The sequence below is a fragment of the Acuticoccus sp. MNP-M23 genome (genome assembly GCF_031195445.1).
GTDB lineage: Bacteria > Pseudomonadota > Alphaproteobacteria > Rhizobiales > Amorphaceae > Acuticoccus.
This window is the reverse complement of the sequence record NZ_CP133480.1, coordinates 2,187,739-2,212,267: the sequence shown is the minus strand read 5'-3', so window position 1 is coordinate 2,212,267 and position 24,529 is coordinate 2,187,739. Positions and strand designations below refer to the sequence as shown.

Sequence of the window (24,529 nt, the reverse complement as noted above, 5' to 3'; positions counted from 1 at the left end):
CATTAAAGTCCCGCATAAGGTCCGCCACCGCGAAAGCAGGATAGGTTTATGGCGCGCGATACCCTTGACGATACGCCGATCGAAGATCGCGCACAGCTGACCGATTATCTGGCCGCTGGCAGCAAGCCGGCGGACGCATTTCGCATCGGCACCGAGCACGAGAAGATCCCGTTCCACCTCGCGGACCACTCCCCCGTGGCCTACGAGGGCGAGAATGGCATCGGGGCCGTCCTGTCCGATCTCAAGGCCCTGTCGGGTTGGGAGGCGATCGAGGAGCGCGGCAAGATCATCGGTCTTGCGGGGCAGGAGGGCGGCGCCATCAGCGTCGAGCCCGGTGGCCAGTTCGAGCTGTCCGGCGCCCCGGTGCTGACGCTGCACGAGACCTGCGTGGAGGCCAATGGCCACCTGGCGCAGATGCGCGAGATTGCGGACCGGCGCGGGCTCGGCTTTCTCGGCCTCGGCATGGCGCCGACGTGGTCGCGCGAAGCCGTCAGCATGATGCCAAAGCAGCGCTACGGCATCATGACCCGCCACATGCCCAAGGTCGGCACCCGCGGGCTGGACATGATGTACCGGACCGCAACCATCCAGGTGAACCTCGACTTTGCGGACGAGGCGGACATGGTGAAGAAGATGCGCGTCGGCCTTGCGCTGCAACCCATCGCCACGGCCCTTTTCGCCAACTCCCCGTTCATCGACGGCGCGCCCAATGGCCTGCGCTCCAACCGCGCTGCCGTGTGGCACGATGTGGACCTTGCACGCTCCGGGCCGATCCCCTTCGCCTTCGATGAAGGCTTCGGCTTCGAGGCCTATGCTGAGTGGGCGCTGGACGTGCCGATGTATTTCATCAAGCGCGGCGACAAATATCTGGAGGCGACCAGCGCCACCTTCCGCGATTTTCTGGACGGCCGCTTCAAGCCCGAAAACGGTGCGGTGCCCACCATGGGCGACTGGGTGAACCACCTGTCCACCGTGTTCCCCGAGGTTCGCCTCAAGCGCTTCCTCGAAATGCGCGGGGCGGACGGCGGGCCGTGGCGCCGGATCTGCGCCCTGCCCGCGCTGTGGGTCGGCCTGATGTACGACGATGGCGTGCTGGATCAGGCGATGGCGCTGGCTGGCGAACTCTCCGCCGAAGACCGCGCGGATCTGTGGCGCAATGTCCCGCGCGACGGGCTGACCGGGACGGTGAACGGCCGGTCCGTGGCGGCCATCGCCCGCGACGTGGTGGCACTTTCGGCAGAAGGATTGCGGCGCCGGGCCCATGCGCACGGCGAGGCTGCGGACGAGCGGCATTTCCTGGCACCCTTGGAAGACGCCGCGCACAGCGCCCGCAGCCCGGCCGACGAGCTGCTGGACGCCTACAATGGCCCGTGGAACGGCAACATCGACAAGGTGTTCGCGGCCAACGCGTTCTGAAGGAGCGCCCCGCCACGAAGGCGGGGCAGAAGCCTACTTTCCGGCAGAGCCCGGCTTCTTCAACTCGGCGATCCGCAGCGGACGGCGCGTCCTGGCGTCCCGCGCCGCCTTGAAGGCCCGGATCTTCTCCGCAAGCGACATTTCTTCCGGCTCCACATCGAGGATGCCTTCGGCGTTGCGCACGAAGCGGTCGGCCAGATTGCGGATGGTGGATTTCAGCGCGGCGATCTCGTCGGGATCGATGGTGCTGACAGGGGGCGCCGCGCGAAGCCGCGAAACCTCGGCCTTCAGCTCGTCGATCTCCACCTTTGCGCCGGCCAGCGCCTTTTGCGCGCGTGGATCGCCCTGCGCGCCGACCTGCTCACGCAGCACTTCCATCTCATGCACCAGCGCCTTGCGGGCCGTCTGCGCATCGGCCAGCTCGGCGGCCAGCGCCTCCGCCCGGCGCTCGGCGGCGGTGTCGACAATCACCGCCGGAGCGTCGCCGTCCATGGCGCCACCGGACGCGACAATTTCCTCTGCGGCTTCCGCGCGGCGCATGGCGGCGTGGATCTGGCCGTGCTGATCGCGCAGGCGGCGCTCCAGCTCGTTGATCTTCTGGAGGCGCAATTCCATCAGCGCTTCGCGCTTTTCCACCTCGGCGCGGGCCTCGCGCTCCTGCCGTTCGGCGGCCGTGAGGCGGTTCTGCAAACCGTCTCGATCGTAGGCGAGACGGGACAGGGCTTCGTTGGCGCTCTGCTCGCGCTCCTGCGCGATGCGCAGCGCAGAGGCCTGCTCCTGGCTTGCAGCTCCAGTCGAAGTGCCCGCTTCGAGCCGGGAGACCGCATTGCGCAGCTCGTGGATCGTTTCTTCCCGCGCGCGGACGGTGCGTGACAGGCTTTCAGCGCGGGTGCGCAGCGCCTCCAGCTCGCTGGACAGCGACTGGACGTTGGCGTGCGCGCCGTTCTCTTCCTGCAAGCGCGTGCCAAGGGTCTTCACGTCGCGCCGAAGATCCTGGTTGATTTCCACCTGGCGCTGGAGATCCTGAATGCCTTCCTCGCGCTCCCGCGTCAGCCGGTTGACGAGGTCGCCGGTGTTTTCGCGTTCCGCGGTGGCCTTGGAGAGCTTGTTAACCGTTTCCTGCAACTCGGCCCGCAGCTCGCTGATCGTGTCGGACTGACGCCGCACCTCCTCGCGCGCCTGATCGCGTTCATGCACCACCTTCGGCACCTGCCCGGCCTCTCCGCGCTGGGTTTCGAGGTCTTCGCCAATGGCTTGCAAGCGTTCGCGGGCGGCGGCGAGGTCGCGGTTGAGGCTCTCCCGTTCTGCGGCCAGAACGCCGTTGGCGCGCTCGGCCTCCTTCAGCTTCAGCGCGGCTCCCAATTCGCCCTGGGCGCGCTTCTGCGCCTCGTCGAGCCGGGCTTCCAGCGTGGCGATGTCGACCGCATGGTTGGCGCGCAGCACATCGCGCTCGGCCTGAACGGCGGCAATCAGCTGGGCGGACTGGCGCGGATTGCTGCGCGACCGGCCGCTGCCGAGCAACCAGAGCAGAAGGATGATTCCGATCCCACCGAGGAGGATCAGGGCCGGCAGGTTCACGTCGTCAGGCAAGGTCATGGGCGGCGCTGACTCTCAAGGCTGTGGCGGACGCCGACACCGGCGCCTCTCGTGGTCCGTCTTAGCCAACCACGGCGCGGTCTGTCACCGGGGGATGATGGCCAAAGGCTCAGAATGGGTTCCAGGTGGGTTCTGACGTGAATTTGAGATAGCCGAGGCTGACCCCGAGGCGAGCGCCCACGCCGGTGCGCACCGGCACCACGAATGCGTCGTCTGCCGCCATCACCGTCATCGAGACGCCGCCCACCAGATAGGCCGAACCGTCGACTCCGGTATAACGCTGCATCAGCTCGCGGGCGGACCGCATGTTGTAGACAAGCATCATCACCCGGCTTGCCGATCCGCCAAAATCCCATCCGAACGATGGGCCCTGCCAGAACACCGGCGCAGGCGCCTGCCCGTAGAGCTGGAGCGCCCCCTCCCCGTAGCGCAGGCCGCCAACAATGGCGCCGGAGCCCTCCTCACCCAGAATGTAGCCATCGGGCGGGCCGAACCGGGCCAGCATGTGCGACAGTCCCACCGCCAGCCCCGAGGTGGCCTCGCCGAAGAAGTCGTGCCCGGCGTCGAGGAGGTCCTCGGAACTGAAGCCGCCCTCCGCGCCCGGCTGGGGCGTGCCGTCGAAGGCGCGCACCGGCACGAGCGACGCGGTGAACAGGAAAGAAACTGTGAGTAGCGCAACCAATGCGGAACGCATGATAGGCAAGCTCCCGTTGTCGCCTTTTAAAGAAGTGGGGCGCATGTCAGGCTCCGCGGCGACAGCAAGACGGAAAACCGATGCAAAGCGATCTTGAACTGGCGAGCCTTCTGGCCTCGCGTCTTTGTCACGATGTGGTCGGCCCGGTTGGTGCGATCCAGAACGGGCTCGAATTGATCGCCGAAGATGAGTCGATGACCGAGATGGCCATGGACCTCATCAAAAAGAGTGCCGCCCAGGCGACGGCGAAGCTGCAATATGCCCGGATGGCCTACGGCGCGGCCGGCGGAGCGGAAATGCTCGACCCGGCGGAAGCCGGCCGGCTGACCGCGGCGATGTTCGAAGGCGAGCGGGCCAACATCGACTGGCGTTGGTCTGGCGCTGCGCAGCCGCGCCTTCAGGTGAAGCTGGCGATGCTGCTGGCCACCTTCGCGCTGGGCGCCGTTCCGCGGGGCGGGACGGTAACGCTGGTGCATTCCGATGAAACCGGGCTTGCCATCACCGCAGAGGGTGCGGCCATTCGCACGCCGCCCTTCGTCGAGCTGGTCACCGATGGCGGTGACACGCAGGACCCGCGCGCGGTGCAGGCGCTGCTGATCGAGCGGTTTGCGGCGGAAATCGGCTGGACGGTGAAGGCCGACGCCGGCGAAACCGCCATGCGCTTCACCACCGTGCCGCGCGGCTGACGCGGCGGCATCGGGCGCAGCCCCCCTCAAACGCATTGCGCGGCCCGCAGGCCGCGCAAGGTCAGGCGAGTTCGCGGCGCTGTTCGGGTTCGGGCTCACGCAACACATAGCCTCGGCCCCAGACCGTTTCGATGTAGGTTCGCCCGCCGGTTGCCGAGGACAATTTCTTGCGCAGCTTGCAGATGAAGACGTCGATGATCTTCAGCTCAGGCTCGTCCATCCCGCCATAAAGGTGGTTGAGGAACATTTCCTTGGTGAGCGTCGTGCCTTTGCGCAGCGAGAGGAGTTCCAGCATCTGGTACTCCTTGCCGGTCAGGTGAACGCGCTGCCCGTCGACATCGACAGTCTTGGTATCGAGGTTGACCGAAAGCTCGCCGGTGCGAATGACGCTTTCCGCGTGCCCCTTGGACCGGCGGACAATGGCGTTGATGCGTGCGACCAGCTCGTCCTTGTGGAACGGCTTGGTCAGATAGTCGTCGGCGCCGAAGCCGAGACCGCGCACCTTGTCCTCGATATTGCCGAGACCGGAAAGGATTAAGATCGGCGTGTCGATCTTTGCCACGCGCAGCGCGCGGAGCACCTCGTAGCCCGACATGTCGGGGAGGTTTATGTCGAGAAGGATGATGTCGTAATCATACAACTTGCCAAGGTCGATGCCTTCTTCGCCGAGGTTCGTCGTATAAACATTGAACCGCTCCGAGTTCAGCATGAGCTCGATGCTCTGCGCTGTGGCGCTGTCATCCTCGATCAATAGAACGCGCATGCGGTTCCTCTCATGCGTTCCGCCGATTAAGCGGTTCGAGTCCAAATGAAACTCGGGCGGGGGCCCGATGACCTGCGAATCAGCACAAATACATTGTTACCAAATCGACAGGCGCCCCAACCCGCACCGAGAGGATTGTCCTCACGTTTGTGGCTTTTGGCGCATCGAAACGATGAGCGAGCCCGGTAAACGTTCCCTTAACGGACGAAGAGTTCTCTTCATATCATTGGAAAGGGTTGGGGAAGCCGGGCCTTTCGATGTGTTAACAGGCCCGCGAATTTTCGCTGGACGGGGCCAACGAAATTGCAACGCCTCATCCTTATGCTCGTGAATGTCGTTAATCGGGAGAGTGTGTGATGAAGCCGCGTGAGAGCACCATTCAAGCGAAAGAGTTCCAGGCTGCTGCCTTGCGCCGTCAGCTCGCCCAGTTCGAGCGCATGATCGGCGACCTCGAAGTGATCCGGATCGAGCTTGGCAAACAGATCGATATGGAAGAGCGGCGGACCGGCGTCGCCGACACCGCCAATTATGCCTACTCGACGGTGGCCCGTGCTGCCCGCGAGCGCCGAGCCAACCTCACCAACACCATCGACGATCTGGCCGCCCGCAAGGATGCCGCCCTTGCGTCGCTCGATGACATCGACGGTTTCTTCACAGCGCTTGCCAATGCCAGCGAAGTGAGCCCCGCCCTGCTGGGCGGCCACCGCAAGCTCCAGTCCGCCGCCGCCTGATGGCGGCGCGGTCCGCACGCGGGCCGCAACCGATTGACGCACGGCGCGACCAACGCTGCGCCTGCGCCTCAGCCTGACCTTTCGCGCCCGTGCGCACCGCCTTGCGGCGGCAGCCCGTCAGCGCACCCGCCAGCGCCGCACATCCTGGAGCGCAGGGTCCATCCCGCTCACACCGCGGCCGCGCGCGCCATTCGGTCCGCGGCCTGTTGCGCCGCAGGCTGCCAGCACGGCATCCGCGAAGGCGGGCGGCAACTCGGCATCAATATCGAGAATGACGGCGCGGGTGGTGAGCTTGCGACCAACAGGACCGCCAGCGCGAAGCCGCACGGCATCCTTGGCCGTGGTGGCAAGGGTCAGACCGCGTGCGATCGCTTCCCCGATCAGGCGGCTGGCCAGATCTTCATCATAAAGGGCGTGGTCGGCGAATGCGTAGCGCACCCGCACATCCGCGCCGAGCCCTTCCAGACTGCGAAAGAATTTTTCCGGCCGCCCGATCCCGGCAAAGGCGAGGACGTCCACCCCCGCAAGATTGCGCGGGGCTTTGGGGCGCAGCACCACCGTATGACACGGCACGTTGAGCGCAGGGAGGGTGCAGCGGGTCGCGTCATCGCCTGCAACATGGGTCAGAAGCACAGCGTCGGCGTGCGGGATCTGCGCATCGAACGGTGCGCGCATGGGGCCGGCCGGCGTGACGCAACCGTTCCCGAGACCCACCGCGGCGTCGATGACGAGAACGCTGAAATTCTTCGCAAGACCGGGGTTCTGGAACCCGTCGTCCATCACCACCACATTGCCGAGCGTTGCCGCCAGCGCGCCGCCGGCGGCCCGGTCCTGCGCAACGACGGTCGGAAAATACCGGGCCAGCAACAGCGGCTCGTCCCCCACATCGCTGGCGCAGTGGGTGCTCTTCACTTCCACCGGCCCAGCGAGACGGCCCCGGTAGCCCCGCGTCAGAAACACCGGGCGCTGGCCGTTGCGTGCCAGAAGATGGGCGACGGCAATGGCGACGGGGGTTTTGCCCGCACCACCTACGGTGGGGTTGCCGATGCACACCACCGGAATATTCAACCGCCGGCGTGCCGGCGCACCGATCCGGCGCCCGGCAATCGCGCCGACCACCGCGCCCACAGGCGTCATCAGCACGGAACCCGGCGACGCGCCCTGTCGCCACCAGAAGCGGGGCGCCCTCATGTCAGCGCCCTTGCCGCGGCGAGCGTGCCGGAGAGTTCGGCCATCACGCGGTCTGTCGCGCCGCGCTCCCGGCCAAGCACTGCGCGGGCCTTTGCCCCCTGTGCTGCCATGGCGGCGGGGTCGCCGAGGCCGGCGGCAACCTTATCGGCCAGCGCTGCGGCATCGCCCGCAACATCGGCCGCCCCTGCATCCAGAAAAGGCTCGAACATCGAGCCATGGGCGGGCCCGGTGAGGAGTGCCGCGCCGAATGACGCCGGCTCCGCCGGGTTGTGCCCGCCCAGCGGCACCAGCGATCCCCCCAGAAACACAAGCGGCACCACGGAGAAAAACACGCCGAGCTCGCCCAGCGTGTCCACGAGATAAAGACCGGGTTCGGGCGGATCCCCCGCACTGCGGCTGCCCGCAATCGGGACATTTGCAGCGGCGGCGGCACGGCGCACCAAGGCTGCGGTTTCCATGTGCCGGGGCGCCACGAACGTGGTCAGCCCGTGAATGTTTGCGGCAAGCTGCTGGTGGGCCGCCACGACGGCCGCCTCTTCGCCGGGATGGATGCTGGCGGCAAGCCAGCTCGGCCGTCCGCCAAGCCCTGCCTTCAGCGTCGCGACCGCCTCCGCCGCCGGTTCCGGCACGACAGCATCGAACTTGAGATTGCCGGTGGTGGCGGTGTGCGGCACGCCGAGCGCTGCAAAGCGGGCGGCATCCGCTTCGCTTTGCGCCAGCGCCAGCGGAATGGAGCCGAACAACGGCCGCGACAGTGCCGGAAGCTGCGCCCAGCGGCGGTGAGAGCGTTCCGAAAGGTGAGCGTTCACATGGGCACGGGGCACCTTGCGACGGGCAAGCGCGGCAAGGGTGGTCGGCCAGATTTCGGATTCGACGAAGAGCGCGGCAGCAGGGCGCCAGTGGTCGAGGAAGCGCGCCACGAAAGGCGGCGCATCCAGCGGCGCATACTGGTGCGTCACCGAGGCCCCGGCGGCGCGTGCCGCAGCGGTCGGCGTGCCGGTGGTAAGCAAGATGTCGAAGCCCTCGTTGCGGATGCGCTCGGCCAGGGTGAGCGCCGCCACAGTCTCGCCAAGGCTGACGGCATGCAGCCAGACCGGGCGCGTTTCAAGCGCGGCAGAGGCAATGCCACGCTTTTCCGCGCTGCGGGCCGCATCCTCCTTGCCCCGCCCCGCGCGGCGGGCAAGGTGCGCGGCCGCGAGCGGTGAGGCCAGCGTGCCGGCAGCACCGTAAGCGGCCCAGACCGCCGTCCCGAAACTCACTGGGTTGTGTTCGTTTCCGGGTCGAGCAGGCGGTGCAGGTGGACGATGAAATAGCGCATGTGCGCGTTGTCCACGGTCTGCTGTGCCTTGGATTGCCAGGCGCCGTGCGCAGCCTGATAGTTGGGGTAGACACCCACAACGTCGACCTTGTCGAGATCGCGGAAGGTGACGCCATCGAGATCGGCGAGCTCTCCGCCGATGACCAGATGAAGAAGTTGCTTTTCAGCCATAGGGTTGGGCTCCCGGTGGTGGCTCAAACGGACGTGGTGGCGTGCGCCGCGGCAACCCGCGCGCGCAAGACATCCACAAAATCCCGCGGTGCGGCGACCACGGGCGGGTGGCTGGTTGTCGCGCTGTCATAGCGCGGGACGCCGCCGGACAGGTTGAGGATCCGGCCGCCCGCCTCCTGCACGATGAGGTCGGCTGCGGCAAGGTCCCAGTGGTGCGGCCCGGTCTTGGTCACGCACCCATCAAACCGGCCTTCGGCGACGCGCACCAGACGCAGCGCGAGCGACGGCAAGACTGGTGCACGCTTCGCGCCAGCCTGCGCAAAGTCTCCATCGCGAAACATGGGGGCGGGCATCGCCACCTCGGCATCGTTAAAGCCGCCGCAGTCGGACACAAAAATGGGCTTGCCGTTGCGCAGCGCACCGCGCCCGCGCACCGCTGTATATAGAGTGCCGCGCACCGGCTCGGCGATGGCAGCGGCCACCGGCAGCCCGTTCTCGATGATCGCGACCACGACCGACCACACTTTCTCGCCGCGCAGGAAACCGCGTGTGCCGTCGATGGGGTCCACCACAAAGGTGCGCGCAATGCCGTTGGCGGCGGCCGCCTTCTCCCGCTCCTCGGAGACCATGCCGTAGCCGGGGCGGGCCGCGCACAGGCGCGCGTTGATGAACGCATCCACCGCAAGGTCGGCGTCGGACACCGGCGAGCCGTCGTCCTTGGTCCACTGCCGCACATCACCGCGGAAATGCTGCAACGCCAGTGCGCCGGCCGCGGTCGCACAGTCGGCAATGAGTGCCGCGTCCTCTTCCAGTGTCGCTGCGTCAACGACCACCAATGGTCATTCCCTCAAGAAGAACGGTGGGTGCATCGACGCTGTAGAGGCCCGGCGCATCGTCGCCGAACACAGCGCGGCGGAACATGGCGCCAAGCTCTCCGGCAATGGTGATCTCGGTGACCGGCTTCACGATCTCTCCGTTCTCGAACCAGAAGCCCGCCGCACCACGGCTGTAGTTGCCGTTGATGATGTTGGCGCCCATGCCGATGAGGTCGGTCACCAGAAGCCCGGTGCCGGCGCTTTCCATCAGCGCGGCGAGATCGCCTGCGCCGCCGTGGACCGAAATGTTGGTGGGCGACGGCGACGGAGACCCCGTGCCGCGCGCTGCGCGCCCGTTGCCGGCAAGGCCCAGCTTGCGGGCGGCCTGAAGGTCCAGAATGTAGTCGGTCAGGATGCCGTCCTGCACGAAATCGATGGGGGCGGTCGCCAGCCCCTCACCGTCGAACGGGCGGGAGGACATTCCGCGGCGGACCGTTGGATCGTCGCGCACGGTGATCCCGGCGGGGTAGACCAGCTCCCCCGTCCTGCCAGCAAGGAAGGACGCGCGCCGGGCCACCGCAGAGCCCGAAATGGCGCTGAGGAGATGGCGCACGAATCCTGACGCCGTGCGCGGCTCGAAGATGATTGTGGCGGTGCGGGTGGAGAGCGGCTCGGCGCCCAGCCGGCGCACGGTGCGCTCGGCAGCAAGGCGGCCAACGTCCTCCACTGGCAAAAGGTCCGCAAGGTGGCGACGGACGGAGGACCAGTGGTCACGCTCCATCTTGGTGCCGTCACCGGCAATTGCGGTGGCAGAATGGCCGTGGGTGCTGGTGCTGTAGGCGCCGGCAAATCCGTTGGTGGTCGCCATGGCGCGGCCGGCATGGGACGAAGAGGCCGACACGCCGCCCGAATTGGTGACCCCCGCCACGTCCAGCATGGCCGCTTCCAGCGCATTCGAGCGCGCAATCAGCTCTTCCATGGTGGGGGCGGTGGGATCGTTAATGTCGAGGTCGGCAGGCGCGTCGCGCAGCAGAAGGTCGGCCGGGGCGATGGCCTGGCTGTCATCCTCCGGTGCCGCGCGGGCCATGGCGACGGCACGGTCCGCAGCCTCGGCCAGATTTGCCGCGGGACCGACGGAGACCGAGGCCGAGCGAGCGCCCACGAACACCCGCAGACCGACGTCGGTTCCCTCGGACTGCTCGGCTTCTTCAATGGCGCCGTTGCGCACGGTGGCCGAAAGGCTGCGGCCGGACAGGACCACCGCATCGGCGGAATCCGCGCCAGCCTTCACCGCAGCGTCGAGCGCGCGGGTGGCCAGTGTTGAGAGACGGGTAAGATCCAGAGGATCGGAATCGGATGTGGTCATGCGGTTATGCTTTAGGAACCCTTAACGCCCGAGGCAAGGCAATCACCCGATCGCCAGCAGTTCCGCGGGGTCCGGTCAGTTTCGGTAAAAAATAGGTTAATACGCCCGCTCCGATTGGCTTGCCCGATTTAGCGGGGGCGCAAACGGGGCGGGGTAATGTCTGGTCATGAACCGAGACGCCCTTCGCCGGAGCCCATCCATGAACGCAGTTTCCAATGCCGCCATCGCCATGCCCCACAATGCTACGCATCCGGTGATGACCTCTCCGGCTGCACTGTTCCTTCCGGCCAATGACGCCATCCCCCGCCGGCAGACGGCGGCCCCCGTGGCCGCGCCCCGCCGCCGCGAGATCGATGTGGATGTGCCCGCCACGCAAGAGCCTGTCACCATTGCCTCGCCTGACGCTGCCGCCGCAACCATGCCGCTCGACACCTACCGCGGCATTGCAGTCACGGTGGAGCGGTGCGACGGCGAGCCGATGTTCCAGCTCACGCTCCAGCACAGCGACGATGCGCACTCGGTTCCGCTGGCGTGCGGGATGGACGTGGCGGTGATCGCCCGCGAATGGCAGGCCTGGGCGAAGGCGCTGTCGCTGCCGCTGATCGCCATAGATGCGGACGGCAGCGTTCATGCCGAGCTCAACGCGCTGGGCGTGCTTCTTGCCGAAAACCCCTCGCCGCGCCGCCGCGGTTCGCCGCTGGTGGGCCGCCGGTCGCGCTTCGGGCGTGCCCGCCGCGCAGCGCCCCTGCCCTTCGCCATGGCCAACGCACCGCGCATTGAAGAGCATCGCGAGATCATCGCCCGCACCTGATAGCGCGCCTCAGATGAACGCAGCCGCAACGAGCCCGGCAAACAGCAGCCAGCCCGCCCAGCGGTTGGACTTGAATGCGGCAAGGCACGAGGCGGGATCCTCCGTCGACACTCTGGCGATCTGCCAGGCAAGATGCGCGCCGAACGCGGCAAGCCCGATATAGGCGGCAAGCCCTGCATCCGCAGCGTACAGTGCCGCGGCAAATAGCGCGATGGTGAGCGCGTAACACCCCCCCACCGCGCGCTTGGTGTGTTCACCGAAGAGCCGCGCCGTGGATCGCACACCGATGATTGCATCGTCCCGCTTGTCCTGATGCGCGTAGATGGTGTCATAGCCGACAGTCCACAGGATGTTGCCGGCGTAGAGCAGGAACGGCGCGACGGCGAGCGCCCCTGTCACCGACGTCCACCCCACCAGCGCGCCCCACGAAAACGCCAGCCCCAGCACCACCTGCGGATAGTCCGTCACCCGCTTGGCCAGCGGATAGAGCGCGACGATGCCGAGCGAGCAGAACGCCACGATGATGGTGGTGGTGTTGAACGTCAGCAGGATCGCCAGCGCCGTGAACGCCTGCGCCAGCATGAACAGCATGGCCGCCTCTACGCTCACCTGCCCGCTGGGGAGCGGACGCGAGCGGGTCCGCTCCACATGCGCGTCGATCTTGCGGTCGAGAATGTCGTTGTAGGTGCACCCCGCCCCGCGCATCAGCACCGCGCCTGCAAAGAACAGCGCCAGCGAGACGATGCTGGGCGGAGCGCCTGCCGCCGCGGAGGCGAGGGCTGCCGACCACCAGCACGGCCACATCAGGAGCCAGAAACCGATGGGCCTGTCCCACCTTGCCAGCCGCGCGAACGGACGCAGACGCGCCGGCAGCCAGGTATCGACCCAGTTTCCGGCGGGGGCATCGGCGACGCGGGCGTCAAGCGTTTCGGTCTTCATCGGACAATCCTGGTGAACTTTTTGCAGCGCGGGGCGTGCAGGAGGCGGTTCATGCTGTAGAGACCTAGCCGATTATGACCGCCACTGCGAAGGGACCACGATGTCGCCAACCGGAAATGCCGCCGTCCTGATCGTGGGCTCTGGCGGTCGCGAGCATGCGCTGTGCGCAGCGCTCGCCCGCTCGCCCAAGGTGGCCCGCGTGGTATTTGCCGGCGGCGAGAATGCCGGAATGGCGGCCATCGCCGAGCGGATGGAGCCAGACGCGGTGCTGGCGCGGGCGAGCGAGTTCGACCTTGTGGTGGTCGGCCCAGAGGCGCCGCTGGTGGACGGCCTGGCCGACGAACTGCGCGCACTCGGCGTGCCCGTATTCGGCCCCGGCAAGGCGGGCGCGGCGCTTGAAGCCTCCAAGGCGTTCACGAAGGCGATTGCCGCCGAAGCGAACATTCCCACTGCCGCTGCCCGCGTCGCCGACACCCGCGACGATGCGCACGCCGCACTTGCCGCCATGGGCGCGCCGGTGGTGGTGAAGGCGGACGGGCTTGCCGCCGGCAAGGGCGTCGTGATGGCCACCACCATGGCCGAGGCTGAGGCCGCGGTGGACGCCTGCTTCGAGGGCGCTTTCGGCGCTGCCGGCGCCCGCGTGGTGATCGAGGAGATGATGACGGGCCCGGAAGTCAGCCTGTTCGCCCTTTCCGACGGCACGACGGTGCGCCCTTTCACCACCGCACGCGATTTCAAGCGCGCCTACGATGGCGACCTTGGCCCCAACACCGGCGGCATGGGCGCTGTCTCCCCGGCCCCCGGCGTGCCGGACGCTGTGATCGACGAGGCGATGGCGCGGATCGTGAAGCCCACCGTCGACGCGCTGGCCGCCCGCGGCATCCCCTACGTGGGGATCCTCTACGCCGGGCTGATGCTGACCAGCGAGGGACCGAAGCTGATCGAGTTCAACGTCCGCTTCGGCGACCCGGAATGCCAGGCGATGCTGCCGCGTCTCACCAGCGATTTCTACGCGCTGCTCCTCGCCACCGCGACCGGCACGCTTGCCGATGCGCCGATAGAATTTTCGCGCGAGAGCGCCGTTGCCGTGGTGGTGGCGGCCGCTGGCTACCCGGGGCCGCTCGAAAAGGGCGAGGTGATCGGCGGGCTGGATGCGGTCGCAGCCGGCGGCGCCGAGGTCTACCACGCCGGCACGCGGGACGCGGACGGCAAGGTGCTCTCTAACGGCGGCCGCGTGCTGGCCGCGGTCGCGCTGGGCGCCGACCCGGAGGCGGCCCGCGCCAGGGTTTACGGCGCGCTCGAAACACTGGACTGGCCGGGCGGGCGGATGCGGACCGACATCGCCGCCGCCTGAGTTCAGGTGCCGGGCGGTCGCGCTTCCACCGCGCGGCGGAGAGCGGCGACCTCGTCCCGCAGCTCGCGCAGGCCGACCGAGAGGGCGGCGCCCTCCTCGGCCAGTTGCTGGCGGCTGTCGGCGGCTTCGGTCTCGACCGTTTCCTGCATGGCCGAGACCACCACACCGATGAAGAGGTTGAGGACCACGAACGCCGTCATCAGGATGAACGGAACGAAGAACGCCCAGGCGTAGGGGTAGGCCTCCATCACCGGCCGGGCGATGCCCATGGACCAGCTCTCGAGCGTCATGATCTGGAACAGGGTGTAGGCGGAAAGGCCGATGGTGCCGAACCATTCGGGGAAGGCCGCGCCGAACAGCTCCGTCGCCATCACCGAGCCGACGTAGAACACGATCGACAAGAGCGCCACGATGGACGCCATGCCCGGCAGCGCGTTGACGAGCCCGTTCACCACCCGCCGCAGCGACGGCACCACCGAGATGAGCCGCAGAACCCGCAGGATACGCAGCGAGCGCAGGACCGAGAACGGCCCGCTCGCCGGCATCAGCGCGATGCCGACAATGACGAAATCGAACAGCCCCCAGGGGTCGCTGAAGAAGCGGAGGCGATGGACGTAAAGCCGGGCCGCAATTTCGGCGACGAAGATGCCAAGCACCACCTTGTCGATGGCATGAAGGACCGGGCCGTAGGCGGCCATCAGCCGCTCGCTGGTTTCAAGACCCAGCGTGACGGCGTTGAACAGGATGATGGCGGTGATCGCCATCTCCCACTGCCGCGACGTCACGATGGCGCGCAAACGCTCCCGCATAAAAGCTCCGACTGGGCCAAACCGGTGCCCGCCGGAACGGCGCAGCACCGCGCGTCACCTATGTGACGGCGCAGCGCAGCGAAAGGGGGCTGCCTAAACTTCCACCACCACGCGGCCCCGAACCTTGCCTTTCAGAATGTCCTCCGCCAGCTCTGGCACATCGTCCAGCGTCGCCGGGACGATCATGGCTTCCAGCTTTTCCATGGGCAGGTCGCGGGCAACGCGCGTCCACGCCTCCAGCCGGTTTTCGCGCGGCTGCATCACCGAGTCGATGCCGAGAAGGTTTATGCCGCGCAGGAGAAACGGCACCACGGTGGCGCCGTCCATCTTCGCACCGCCCGCAAGACCCACCGCCGCTGCGCTGCCGCCATATTCCAGCAATGTGAGGGCGTGGGAGAGCATCGCGCCGCCCACCGCGTCGATGCAGCCGGCATACGTCTCGCGGCCGAGGGGACGCGATGGCGCCTCCGCGAGATCGGCGCGCGGCACGATGGACGTGGCGCCAAGGTCGCTCAGGTAGTCGGCCTGTTCCGGCCGGCCGGTGACTGCGGCAACGTCGTGGCCGAGGCGGGAGAGGATCGCCACCGCAACCGAACCGACACCGCCGGACGCGCCAGTGACCAGCACGGGCCGTCCGCCGGTCTTGAGGCCGTGGCGTTCCAGCGCCATCACCGCCAGCATTGCGGTAAAGCCCGCAGTGCCCACGGCCATGGCCTGCCGCGCCGTGAGGCCGTCCGGCAACGGCACAAGCCAGTCGCCCTTCACGCGGGCCTTCTCCGCGTAGCCGCCCCACCACGCCTCGCCCACGCGCCAGCCGGTCAGCACCACTGCATCGCCCGGCTTGTAGCGGGGGTCGTCCGAGGTCTCCACGGTGCCGGCAAAGTCGATCCCCGGCACATGCGGAAAGTTGCGCACCAGCCCGCCGGTGCCGGTGACGCACAGCCCGTCCTTGTAGTTGACCGTGGTGTGGGAAATTTTGACCGTGACCATCTGGTCGCCGGGTTCGCCGGCCGGCAGGCGGCTCTCGTCAATGGTCTGGATTGTTGCGGAAACAGCGTCGTCCTGTTTCTCGACGATCAGTGCTCTCATGGCGTTTCTCCCCACATGCAGCGTCAGCGGATCGAACGGCTTGGGCGCAATGTCAATGAGTGGGGGCCATCAGAGCGTGCCGCGGCCCGAAGGCCGCGGCGTGAGGCGGCTACTTGTAGCCGACTTCGTTGTAGATCTCCTGCGCACGGGCGACGTTGTTGGCGACCGCTGCCAGTGCCACCTGGTCCCGCTTGAAGTCGCCGAGTTTCTGAACCCCTTCCGACGGCTCGATACCCGCCACCACAGGGAATTCGTCGTTACCGTCGGCCAGCAGCTTCTGCGCATCCGGCGTCAGCAGATATTCGATGAAGGTGCGTGCGTTGTCCGCGTTGGGCGAGTATTTCGCGATCCCCACGCCGGAGATGTTGATGTGCGCGCCGGTGGTTTCCTGGTTGGGGAACACCCAGCCGATCTGCTCGATCCCGTCGGTCAGCCCCTCCACTTCCTGGCGGAAGGCACGGGCGTAATAATAGTGGTTGGACAGGACGATGTCGCATTCGCCCGAGATCAACCCGCGCAGCTGGTCGGTGTCGCCGCCCACCGGATCGCGTGCGAAATTGTTCTTCACGCCTTCCGCCCATGCCTTGGCCGCTTCTTCGCCATCATGCTCGATGATCGAGGCGAGCAGCGACAGCATGTAGACGTTGGAGGACGAGCGCGTGCAGATCATCCCCTTGTATCGGGGGTCGGCCAGCGCCTCGTAAGTCTGCGGCGGCTCCGTCACGTCGTTCTTGTCGTAGAAGATCAGGCGGGCGCGGGTGGTGACGCCGACCCACAGGTCCGCATCGTCGTGGAGTTCGGCGGGGACCTTTGCATCGGCTGCTTCGGACTGAAGCTTCTGCAGGACGCCGGCGTCTTCCGCGCGAATGATGCGCCCGACGTCAACGGTGACCAGAATGTCCGCCGGGCTCAGCTCCCCTTCGGACTTCAGCCGCTCGATCAGGACATCCGCATCGTCTTCGATCCGGTTCACGGCAATGCCGGTTGCGGCGGTAAAGTTCTCGTACAGCGCGTCGTCGGTGTCGTAATGGCGTGAGGAATAGATGTTCACCTCGTTCGCCATGGCAGGGGTGGCAATGGCAAGTGCGACCAAAGCGCAAGCGAGCTTCCGCATTGTTGATTCCTCCTGAAGTCAGATATTCCCGGAGGGTGTATCTGCCTAAAAACGAGGTCGTCAACCGATGCCGACAAATAACGCGTAGATTTTACCTATTCTAAACCAGCTCAATACTGAAATAAGAACTGTTAGAATGTAGTACAACAACCCCAGGCTGCTTGATGCAGCCAAGGGTGATTACCCATCAATACTCACGTTCGAAGTAGATGCCGAGGGTGCTTTCGTCCGTCATCGCTTCGCCGCGGAACTTGAGGTTCTTGGTGATATCGATGTTGACCGTGATGCCCGAGCTCTCGCCGGCCCGCACGCCGAGGTAGATGTTGTCGGCAATGTAGCGGCCCGCCTGGGCGGCGGTGTTGCCCTGCTCGTCGGTCACGATCTCGAGGTTGTCGAGGCCGGAGAAGACGCGGAGCTGCTCCAGGATGCCGGGGCCGCCGCCGGAGCCTGCAAGCTCGGCCACGGCCGCCGCAAGCTGCGCGATCTGGAATGCCGACAGATCGCCGATGCTGCGACCGAAGAGGAGCTGTGCGAGCACCTCGTCCTGCGGCAGCTCGGGCGTGCTTTCGAAGCTGACGTCCGGGCTGCTTGCATCACCGGACACGATCACGCGCACGGTCACGCCATTGCCTTGCGTTTCGGCGACCAGACGGATCGACGGATTGAGATCGCCGACCAGCGAGACCGAACCTTCGGTGAACGTGATGCGCTGGCCCAGAATGTTGAGCCGGCCGCGGATCAGGTCGAACTGGCCCACCGGAACCACGTCGGAGATGGGACCCGTTACACGCAGATTGCCGCCGAGCTCGGCGTCGATGCCGCGGCCGCGGATGAAGATGCGGCGGGGTGCGTTGACCGTTACGTCGAGGTTGAGGCCGGTGGCATCCGTCCCGCCTTCGTTGGTTGAGGCGTAGGGCCCGAACTGCGCGCGCCGCAGCGTCTCCAGCACGGCGCGGGATGGATCCACGTGGCGCACGTCGATCAGCGTGCCCGAACCGCCGAGCTGCTCCGGCACCGTGATTTCCGCGCGGTCCACATCGATCACGCCGGCAACGGTCGGCGCGCCGGTGAGGTTGCCGGTCACCGTGAGGTCTCCGCCGAGGGTGACTGCGAACAGCTTGCCATCTGCGTAGCGGGCATTGCGCAGGGCGATGGCAAGGTCGGCGGGGAAGCCGTTGTTGAGGCCGACGCTGCCCGTGACCGTGACGGTGCCGTCACCAAGCCCGGCGCGCAACGTGCGGATATTGACCCGGTCGCCAGACATGCCGGCATCCAGCGTGATGTCGTTGACGACGAGGTTGGACAGCGGGTCACGGAACGTGGCGCCGGAGGTGCGCACGTCGCCATTGATCTGCGGGTCCGACAGGGAGCCCCCGACGCGCACGTTGGCAACCACGGTGCCGGTGGCGCGGGCACCGCGGCTTGCCAGCGCGGCGTCTGCCAGCGATAGCGGCGCCTCGGCATTGACGGTCAGGTTGAGCCCGCCGCCGGAGAGCGGCACGGTGCCGCTTGCCGAAACATCGAGGCCGCTGCCCGTGGCACGCGCCTGGGTCAGGCGCACCGTGTTGTTGGCGAACTGGCCGCTGGCCCGCACGTCCACGCCCGAAACGCCGGCGCTTGCAAGCGGCGCTGCGGAAAGGCCGCTGACGTTGAGGTCGAAGTTTGCGGCGGGTCTCGTCAGCGAGCCGTTGGCCGACACCGTGCCGGCAAGCCGGCCGCCAATGTCGAGACCGGGCTGGACGCCGTTGGCCAGCGACAGCGGCAGGGAGGTGATGGTCGCCCGCACGTCGAGCCGGTCACCGACCCGGCCGGACGCGCGCACTTCGCCCCCGCCGATGCGCACCAGCGCCCGGTCGATTGCGGCGGTGCCGTTGGCGTATGTGCCGGCCGCTGAAATTTCGCCCGCCGGCAGGCCCGCCTGGCGGGTGGCCGCGGTGCTGAGACGCGGGCTCGACATATTGAAGGTGACGCGCGGGTTGGCGGCGCGCCCCGTGATGGTGGCGCGGCCCGAGAGGGCGCCATCGACGCCGACGTCCGGCGCTGCAAAGTTGGCGAGCGCCAGCGGCAGGGAATCGACGTTGACGGTAAGGTCGAGGGACTGGCCCACGGTGCCGGTGGCGTTGATCTGCCCGCGGCCCACCGTCACGTTGGCCCGAGACAAGGTGACGGTCTCGTCATTGAGCCTGCCGGCAATGGTGCCCTGGAGCGGGCCGGTTGCGGCAGCGCGCAGCGGCGCGGCCAGAACGTCCCGCACCGACACGGTGAAGTCTGCCATCGGCGATGCGGCGGTGCCGGTCACCGTGGCGTCGCCCGAAAGAGTGCCCGAGACGTTCATGTCGGGCACATAGGCGTTGGCAATTGCCAGCGGCAGGTCGGCGAGCCGAACCTTGAGATCGAGATTCTCGCCCACGTCGCCGGTTGCGCTGATCCGCCCGTTTCCGAGGCGCACCACGGCGTTGGTGAGGCTGACCGTCTCTCCCATCAGGCTGCCGGCAACATCGGCAGTCACCGGGCCGGTGCGCGCATCGCGAAGCGGCTTGGCGAGCGCGTCGCGCAGCTGCACCGCGAACGTCGCCTGCGGCTCATCCATCGTGCCTTCGACCTTGGCCGTGCCGGACAATGTGCCGGCCAGCGCAAGATCGGGCACGAAGGCATTGGCGAGCGCCAGCGGCAGCGCGGTGACGGAGGCATCGAGGTCGAACCGCTCGCCGGCGGTGCCGCTCGCTTCGATGGTGCCGCCGGCCACATCCGCCTCGAGCTTGCGGATTGTGGCCGTGCCGTCCTGATAGCTGGCGTCCGCCGTCAGCGTGATCGGATCGATGCCGCGCTCGCGGAGCATGGCAGCGGTGACACGGTCGGCATCCAGCATGGCGGTGAACACGGGCTCCGCCTTGGTGCCCGTCAGGTCCAGCGTGCCGGAGATTTCGCCATCGACGCCGAGGTCCGGCTTGATGAGGTTGGCGATGGACAGCGGCAGCGAACGAATGGTCGCCTCGAAGTCCAGAGTGTCGCCCAGCGCGCCGCCGACGTTGATCTCGCCGCCGCCCACGTCGAGGGCCGCCGGCTCGATGGTGATCGCATTGGCGTTGGTCACCGTCACGCGGGTCGGTGCCTTGAGGACGGCAGTCACGCTGTCGCTGGCAAGGCGGAATTCGCTGAGGGCGGCGGCAAACCCCTCCTCCAGCCGGGAAAGGGCGCCCGCGGCCTCCAGCGTGCCGCGGCCAAGGTCGGCCGAAAGGGAAAGGTTGGTGGTCTCGCCATCGCGCCGTGCCGTGAGGCCCGCCGTGCGAACGGTGTAGCCGGCAGCCTGAAGCGCTCGAATGTCTGCGGTGCCGTCGGCGGCGGGAATGCCGGTCACGTCATCCAGCGTGAGATCGATGGCGGCAAAGCCGAGGCTGACGCCGGCCACGCGAATTTCGCGGGCGGTGCCCTTTACGGCGGCGTCCTGGGTTTCGCCGCTGTTGCTGAGCGTCACGTCGGCATTGAGACTGCCGGAGGCGTCGGTCAGGGCCAGCGGGGCAAGGCGGGACAGTTCGGGAACGTTGAGCTGGAGCCTGCCGGCCACCAGGCCGTCCTTCAAGGTGATGTTGCCGTTTGCCGTCGCGTCCACCACCTGCGCTGCGAGATCACGCAGGGAACGCGCGCCATCGTCCGACGACAGGGTTGCCGAAAGGCGCACCGGCTCGCCGGAAAGGCTGGCGGCCAGCGCGAGCCTGCCATCCAGATCGAACGGAGTTTCGCTTTCGCGGGTGAGCGTGCCGTCGAAGGTGAGGTCGAGGCCGGTGAGGGTCTGGTCGCGCAGGTCGATCCGGTCGCTGGTGGCGCTCAGCGCAATGACCGGGCTGGCGGGTGCGCCGGTGACACCGAGCCGCGCCGAGATTGCGCCCTGAAGCTCAGGCGCAACCGCATTGAGGTTCGCAAGGTCGAGGGTTGCCAGGAGGTTTGCCTCCGCCGGCGACACCGTGCCGTTGGCGTTGAGCGAAAGCTGCGAGTTGCGGACCGCGAAATTGTCGAACGCGATGCTGTCTTCGGTGCGCGAGGCGCTTCCGGTCAGCCGCGTGGTGCCGCTCAGAAGGCCATCGGCGGCATCGACGCCGACCACGAGGTCCTGCGTTGTGCCATCGACGGTGATGTCGAACGTGCCATCGAAGCCGACCTTGCCGCTGGCATTGAGGTCGACGCTGCCCCCCAGCGGACGCCCGGCAATCTCGGACAGGACGGAGAGCTGGTCCGCCTTCAGCGTGTAGCGGCCGTCGACGGCGTCGAGCACGGTGCCGGCAAAGCCCACGTCCACCGCGTCGGCGTCGAGGGTTGCGGCGCTGATGGTCAGCGGCTGGCCGCCGCGCCAGGAGCCGGCCACGTCGAGCGCCAGGCTGTCGCCGAGGGCTTCGGAGACGCCGGGACGGTCAGAAGCCAGCTCGTCGGCACGCCCGGTCACGGTGAAATCCACCGCACGGGCAGCCGGATCGGCCATGTTCGTTGCCGTGCCGGACGCCCGGATTGACGCGGTCGGCGCCGACAGGACGGGCGAGTCCAGTTCCGTCAGGATGATTGCGGCCGTGAACGCGCCGTCTGCCTCCTGTCCGAGGCTGACGTCGATGGTCGCCTCGCGGATGGTCGAATCGCCGCCACCGCCGGGCAGCGCGATCGGCGCGCCATCGTCGCGCTTCAGGTCGCCATCCACATCGAGCCGGACCGGAATGCCGTCGGCGGAGAAGGCGCCCTTGAAGGAGAGCGCGGCAACGCCGGTTTTCAGCGTGCCGGCATCGACCGTGATGCGCCCGTCATCGTTGCGCGTCGCGTCGATCTGGATCGCCGAACCGCCCTCCACCAGCGGGGCGTAGAGGCTGGCCACCAGCGGAGTGAGGTTGCCGTTGATGTCGGCGGTAAAGCGCATGCCGCCGGACACGCCGGCAATTCCGAGCGTGCCGCCAAGCAGTTCATCGCCATCGGCCTTGAGGCTGACGGCGGCGGAATAGTCCGTCAGCGGCCCGTCGCCCTTGACGGAGAAGACGATGGGCGGGCGCCCCTCGATCTGCAGCGTGTTGGCCAGAACGCCGTCTTCCGGCTCCGACAACGTGAGGTCCACCGAGAGGTTGCGCGAGGAATCAAACACCGCCGCAAGGTCGAGCGTGCCCGGCCGGTCGAGGCGATCAACGTCGAGGTTGACGTCCAGCTCGCCATCGGCAAGGCGGGCGCGCCCGTTGAGCTTGATGGCAGCGGCGGGGCCGACCACACCTTCGGCAAGTTCCACCCGCGCCACGGCGAGTTCCTTGACGTTGACCGACACCGGCAGGCTCGGCAGCTCGAACTCGGCGTCCGGGTCGATGGGCTCGTCGGTTTCGGCCGGCAGCGGCGTGCGGGTCACGGTGATCGCGTCGGCCTTCAGGCTGTCGATCGCCAGCCGACCGCGCAGCAGCGCGAGGCGCGACCAGACAAGCTCCGCCCCGTCGATGGTGAGCCAGACGCCATCACGGTCGGCGATGGTGATGGAGCTGATCTTGACGTTCGACGACAGCGCGCCGTTGATCTGGCCTAGGCGGATCTGCCGGTCCGGCGTGGAGATCTGCCGTTCCACGAAGCGTACGAAGCGGGAGCGTTCGTCGTCCTGCGCCACGGCAATGCCGCCGGCAATGCCGGCTGCGGCGCCAACGATGAGAACAAGTGCGATGATGATACGCTTCATGCCACTCACTCTCAAAATGCCTGTCCGAGGCCGATGTAGAAGGCCACGTTCGGGTCGCCGTCCAGCGGGTCCAGCGGTACGGCCACGTCAAAACGCAGCGGCCCGAGGCCGGTGTTGTAGCGCAGGCCAAGACCCGCCGCGTAACGCAGCGGCTGGTTGAAACTCGGATATTCGGCGCGGAACGCGTTGCCCATGTCCAGGAAGGGAACGACGCCGACGCTCTCGGTCACCTGCACCCGCGCTTCCAGCGAGGCCACGAAATAGCTGCGTCCGCCGACCACTTCGCCGTTCTTGTTGATGGGGCCGACGCCGCGATAGGGGTAGCCGCGGATGGATCCGCCGCCACCGGCAAAGAACAGGCGGTTGGCGGGGATCTGATCCTGCGGCGCGCCGACGATGGAGCCCACCGCGGCCCGCGCCGCCAGGATCAGCCGGTCGTTGCCGAGCCCGTAATACACCGACGCTTCGGTCTCGCTGATGAGGCCGATATTGTTGTAGCTGGCCTCATAGAACGGTTCGGCCCGCACGCCGATACGGAACCCTCTTGAGGGATTAAACTCGTTGTTGCTGCCGTCGTAGTTGATTGCGCCGGGGAGGCTTGCCATCAGGAAATCGCCGTTGCCGACGGTCGTCTGGTCGATGGTGGACGCCTCGACCTGCGCAAACAGCTCGCCGCTGAGCCTGCGGTTGAAACGGTGCTTGAGACCGGTGCGCGCGCCCAACGTCCGCGCGCGGAACGTGTCCGGCGCAAGCTGCTCGCCGTAAACGGTGCTCACCCAGTCCGTGTAGGGGGTGAACAGGCCGGGCTTGATGAAGGTTGCGGCGACACGGTAGTTGTATTCGTTCGGATCATCAGCGTCGATACCGCCAACACGCGCTTCGAGCTGGAGCTTTTCGGCCCGGCCGAACAGGTTGCGGTGGCGCCAGTAGGCTTCGGCACCAAACCCGTCGATGGTGGAATATTTGAGGCCACCGCCGTAAACACGGCGCTTGCGGTCGGACACCTGGAGCGTGATCGGCAACGTGCCGTCATCGCGGATCTCGTCGGCCTCCAGCACGCGCACAGCGCTGAAGGTCTCAAGACGGCGCAGCTGGTCGCGCGCCCGCTGCAGATCGTCGGGATCGAACGGCTCTCCGGGGGTGATGCCGGCATAGTAGGCGACGAAGCCGGGGTCCATCTCCTCGGTGCCCTCGACCGTGGTCTCGCCAAACACCGCGGGACGGCCGGGATCGACATTCACGTAAACGTCCAGCGCGTCGGACTCGTGCCGGGCGGTAGCGGTGCGTTCGGCAATCCGCGCCTTGGCATAGGAATGCTCCCGCCATGACGCGACCAGCGACGCTTCGGAGGCGAGGATCACCGTGGCGCGCGCGGGGGCGCCCGTCACCAGGCCAAGCTCTGCCGGTGTCTCGGGAATGGTGCCGTCGTCCGTCACCGGCGCAGGCGGGTTGACCACATCGATGTTGCCGAAACCGAACTGGGGGCCGGGATCGACGACGATGTCGACCTTGGCGCCATCGGGGATGGCAGCGTCGATGGCCATGTCGGACGCTTCCTGCCCGTCGACCGTTATGGAAATGACAGGGCCGTAGCGGCCTTCGCCGTACATCACGCCGAGAAGGCGCTGATAATCACTTCTGGCGCGGGACAGGAGCGCGCCGGGGCTGGGGCTCGGCTCTTTCGATTCGGAAACGAGGCGCGATGCGTTGCGCAAGGCGCTCTTCAGCCCGCCCACGTCTTCGCCGGTCACCGTCACTTCGGTGGTGTAGCTGATTGCGTCGGGCGGAAGATCCACCACCTTGCGTTCGCCGAACAGGTGAACGCCGAACAGCTCGAATGCCGCTGCCTGACCCGGTGCCGCGGCACATGCCAGCGACACGAGAAGGATGGGCACGATTTGACGCAACAGGTCTACTCCACAGCAATAGCTCACTCCCAATTGAAGGAACTATGTCGCTTGTGGAAAGAGCCGGATGGTC

General features: G+C 67.2%; 19 protein-coding genes. 5 read left to right on the top strand and 14 right to left on the bottom strand.

Annotated elements, in window-relative coordinates; all coding sequences use genetic code 11:
• The first annotated feature begins 48 nt into the window (after positions 1-48).
• Positions 49-1,416, top strand: coding sequence for a glutamate--cysteine ligase (locus RDV64_RS10330; RefSeq protein ID WP_309199168.1), 1,368 nt, complete (start codon positions 49-51; stop codon positions 1,414-1,416).
• Between the two features lie 33 nt (positions 1,417-1,449).
• Here the strand turns inward: RDV64_RS10330 and RDV64_RS10325 are convergent, their stop codons facing one another.
• Positions 1,450-3,012 (bottom strand): hypothetical protein, encoded by a 1,563-nt coding sequence (locus tag RDV64_RS10325; protein WP_309199167.1) that lies wholly within the window; start codon positions 3,010-3,012, stop codon positions 1,450-1,452.
• 109 nt (positions 3,013-3,121) lie between these two features.
• Positions 3,122-3,706 carry an EipA family protein gene (locus RDV64_RS10320; protein WP_309199166.1) on the bottom strand — a complete coding sequence of 195 codons (585 nt, stop codon included), beginning with the start codon at positions 3,704-3,706 and terminating at the stop codon, positions 3,122-3,124.
• Between the two features lie 80 nt (positions 3,707-3,786).
• Here RDV64_RS10320 and RDV64_RS10315 point away from each other — a divergent pair, with 80 nt between their 5' ends.
• The gene (locus RDV64_RS10315; protein WP_309199165.1) at positions 3,787-4,392 is read left to right on the top strand and encodes a histidine phosphotransferase family protein; all 606 of its coding nucleotides are present in this window, start codon (positions 3,787-3,789) and stop codon (positions 4,390-4,392) included.
• A 61-nt stretch (positions 4,393-4,453) separates the two neighbouring features.
• Here the strand turns inward: RDV64_RS10315 and ctrA are convergent, their stop codons facing one another.
• The gene (gene ctrA / locus RDV64_RS10310) at positions 4,454-5,155 is read right to left on the bottom strand and encodes a response regulator transcription factor CtrA (protein WP_309199164.1); all 702 of its coding nucleotides are present in this window, start codon (positions 5,153-5,155) and stop codon (positions 4,454-4,456) included.
• 356 nt (positions 5,156-5,511) lie between these two features.
• Here ctrA and RDV64_RS10305 point away from each other — a divergent pair, with 356 nt between their 5' ends.
• Positions 5,512-5,886, top strand: a complete 375-nt coding sequence (locus RDV64_RS10305) for a hypothetical protein (RefSeq protein ID WP_309199163.1) — start codon at positions 5,512-5,514, stop codon at positions 5,884-5,886.
• Positions 5,887-6,003: 117 nt separating this feature from the next.
• Here the strand turns inward: RDV64_RS10305 and lpxK are convergent, their stop codons facing one another.
• Genes lpxK through RDV64_RS10280 form a run of 5 tightly spaced genes read right to left on the bottom strand, consistent with a single transcriptional unit; the run spans position 6,004 to position 10,747 of the window.
• Positions 6,004-7,077 (bottom strand): tetraacyldisaccharide 4'-kinase, encoded by a 1,074-nt coding sequence (lpxK, locus tag RDV64_RS10300; RefSeq protein ID WP_309199162.1) that lies wholly within the window; start codon positions 7,075-7,077, stop codon positions 6,004-6,006.
• On the bottom strand, positions 7,074-8,336 hold the full coding sequence (locus RDV64_RS10295) for a glycosyltransferase N-terminal domain-containing protein (RefSeq protein ID WP_309199161.1): 1,263 nt from the start codon (positions 8,334-8,336) through the stop codon (positions 7,074-7,076). Before RDV64_RS10295 ends, lpxK begins: the two co-directional genes overlap by 4 nt.
• A complete protein-coding gene (locus RDV64_RS10290) occupies positions 8,333-8,566 on the bottom strand; it encodes a DUF4170 domain-containing protein (protein ID WP_309199160.1) in 234 nt (77 codons plus the stop codon). The genes RDV64_RS10295 and RDV64_RS10290 overlap by 4 nt, the downstream gene beginning before the upstream one ends.
• Positions 8,567-8,589: 23 nt before the next feature.
• Positions 8,590-9,399 (bottom strand): 3'(2'),5'-bisphosphate nucleotidase CysQ, encoded by an 810-nt coding sequence (locus tag RDV64_RS10285; protein ID WP_309199474.1) that lies wholly within the window; start codon positions 9,397-9,399, stop codon positions 8,590-8,592.
• On the bottom strand, positions 9,389-10,747 hold the full coding sequence (locus RDV64_RS10280; RefSeq protein WP_309199159.1) for a TldD/PmbA family protein: 1,359 nt from the start codon (positions 10,745-10,747) through the stop codon (positions 9,389-9,391). The genes RDV64_RS10285 and RDV64_RS10280 overlap by 11 nt, the downstream gene beginning before the upstream one ends.
• A gap of 199 nt (positions 10,748-10,946) precedes the next feature.
• On the opposite strand from RDV64_RS10280, the gene RDV64_RS10275 reads away from it, so the two are divergent.
• Complete coding sequence (locus RDV64_RS10275) at positions 10,947-11,558, top strand: DUF6101 family protein (RefSeq protein ID WP_309199158.1); 612 nt, start codon at positions 10,947-10,949, stop codon at positions 11,556-11,558.
• Between the two features lie 9 nt (positions 11,559-11,567).
• Here RDV64_RS10275 and ubiA read toward each other — a convergent pair whose 3' ends face one another.
• The gene (gene ubiA / locus RDV64_RS10270) at positions 11,568-12,497 is read right to left on the bottom strand and encodes a 4-hydroxybenzoate octaprenyltransferase (RefSeq protein ID WP_309199157.1); all 930 of its coding nucleotides are present in this window, start codon (positions 12,495-12,497) and stop codon (positions 11,568-11,570) included.
• A 100-nt stretch (positions 12,498-12,597) separates the two neighbouring features.
• Between ubiA and purD the strand changes: the two genes are divergently transcribed.
• Positions 12,598-13,851 carry a phosphoribosylamine--glycine ligase gene (gene purD / locus RDV64_RS10265; protein ID WP_309199156.1) on the top strand — a complete coding sequence of 418 codons (1,254 nt, stop codon included), beginning with the start codon at positions 12,598-12,600 and terminating at the stop codon, positions 13,849-13,851.
• 2 nt (positions 13,852-13,853) lie between these two features.
• Here the strand turns inward: purD and RDV64_RS10260 are convergent, their stop codons facing one another.
• The 5 genes from RDV64_RS10260 to RDV64_RS10240 all read right to left on the bottom strand — a co-directional run bounded on the left by RDV64_RS10260 (position 13,854) and on the right by RDV64_RS10240 (position 24,456).
• Positions 13,854-14,660, bottom strand: a complete 807-nt coding sequence (locus RDV64_RS10260) for an ion transporter (RefSeq protein WP_309199155.1) — start codon at positions 14,658-14,660, stop codon at positions 13,854-13,856.
• 93 nt (positions 14,661-14,753) lie between these two features.
• Positions 14,754-15,749, bottom strand: coding sequence for an MDR family oxidoreductase (locus tag RDV64_RS10255; protein WP_309199154.1), 996 nt, complete (start codon positions 15,747-15,749; stop codon positions 14,754-14,756).
• Positions 15,750-15,858: 109 nt separating this feature from the next.
• The gene (locus RDV64_RS10250; RefSeq protein ID WP_309199153.1) at positions 15,859-16,863 is read right to left on the bottom strand and encodes an extracellular solute-binding protein; all 1,005 of its coding nucleotides are present in this window, start codon (positions 16,861-16,863) and stop codon (positions 15,859-15,861) included.
• A gap of 187 nt (positions 16,864-17,050) precedes the next feature.
• Entirely contained in the window at positions 17,051-22,549 is a 5,499-nt protein-coding gene (locus tag RDV64_RS10245) for a translocation/assembly module TamB domain-containing protein (RefSeq protein ID WP_309199152.1), read from the bottom strand.
• Positions 22,550-22,560: 11 nt separating this feature from the next.
• A complete protein-coding gene (locus tag RDV64_RS10240; protein ID WP_309199151.1) occupies positions 22,561-24,456 on the bottom strand; it encodes an autotransporter assembly complex family protein in 1,896 nt (631 codons plus the stop codon).
• Positions 24,457-24,529 lie beyond the last annotated feature (73 nt).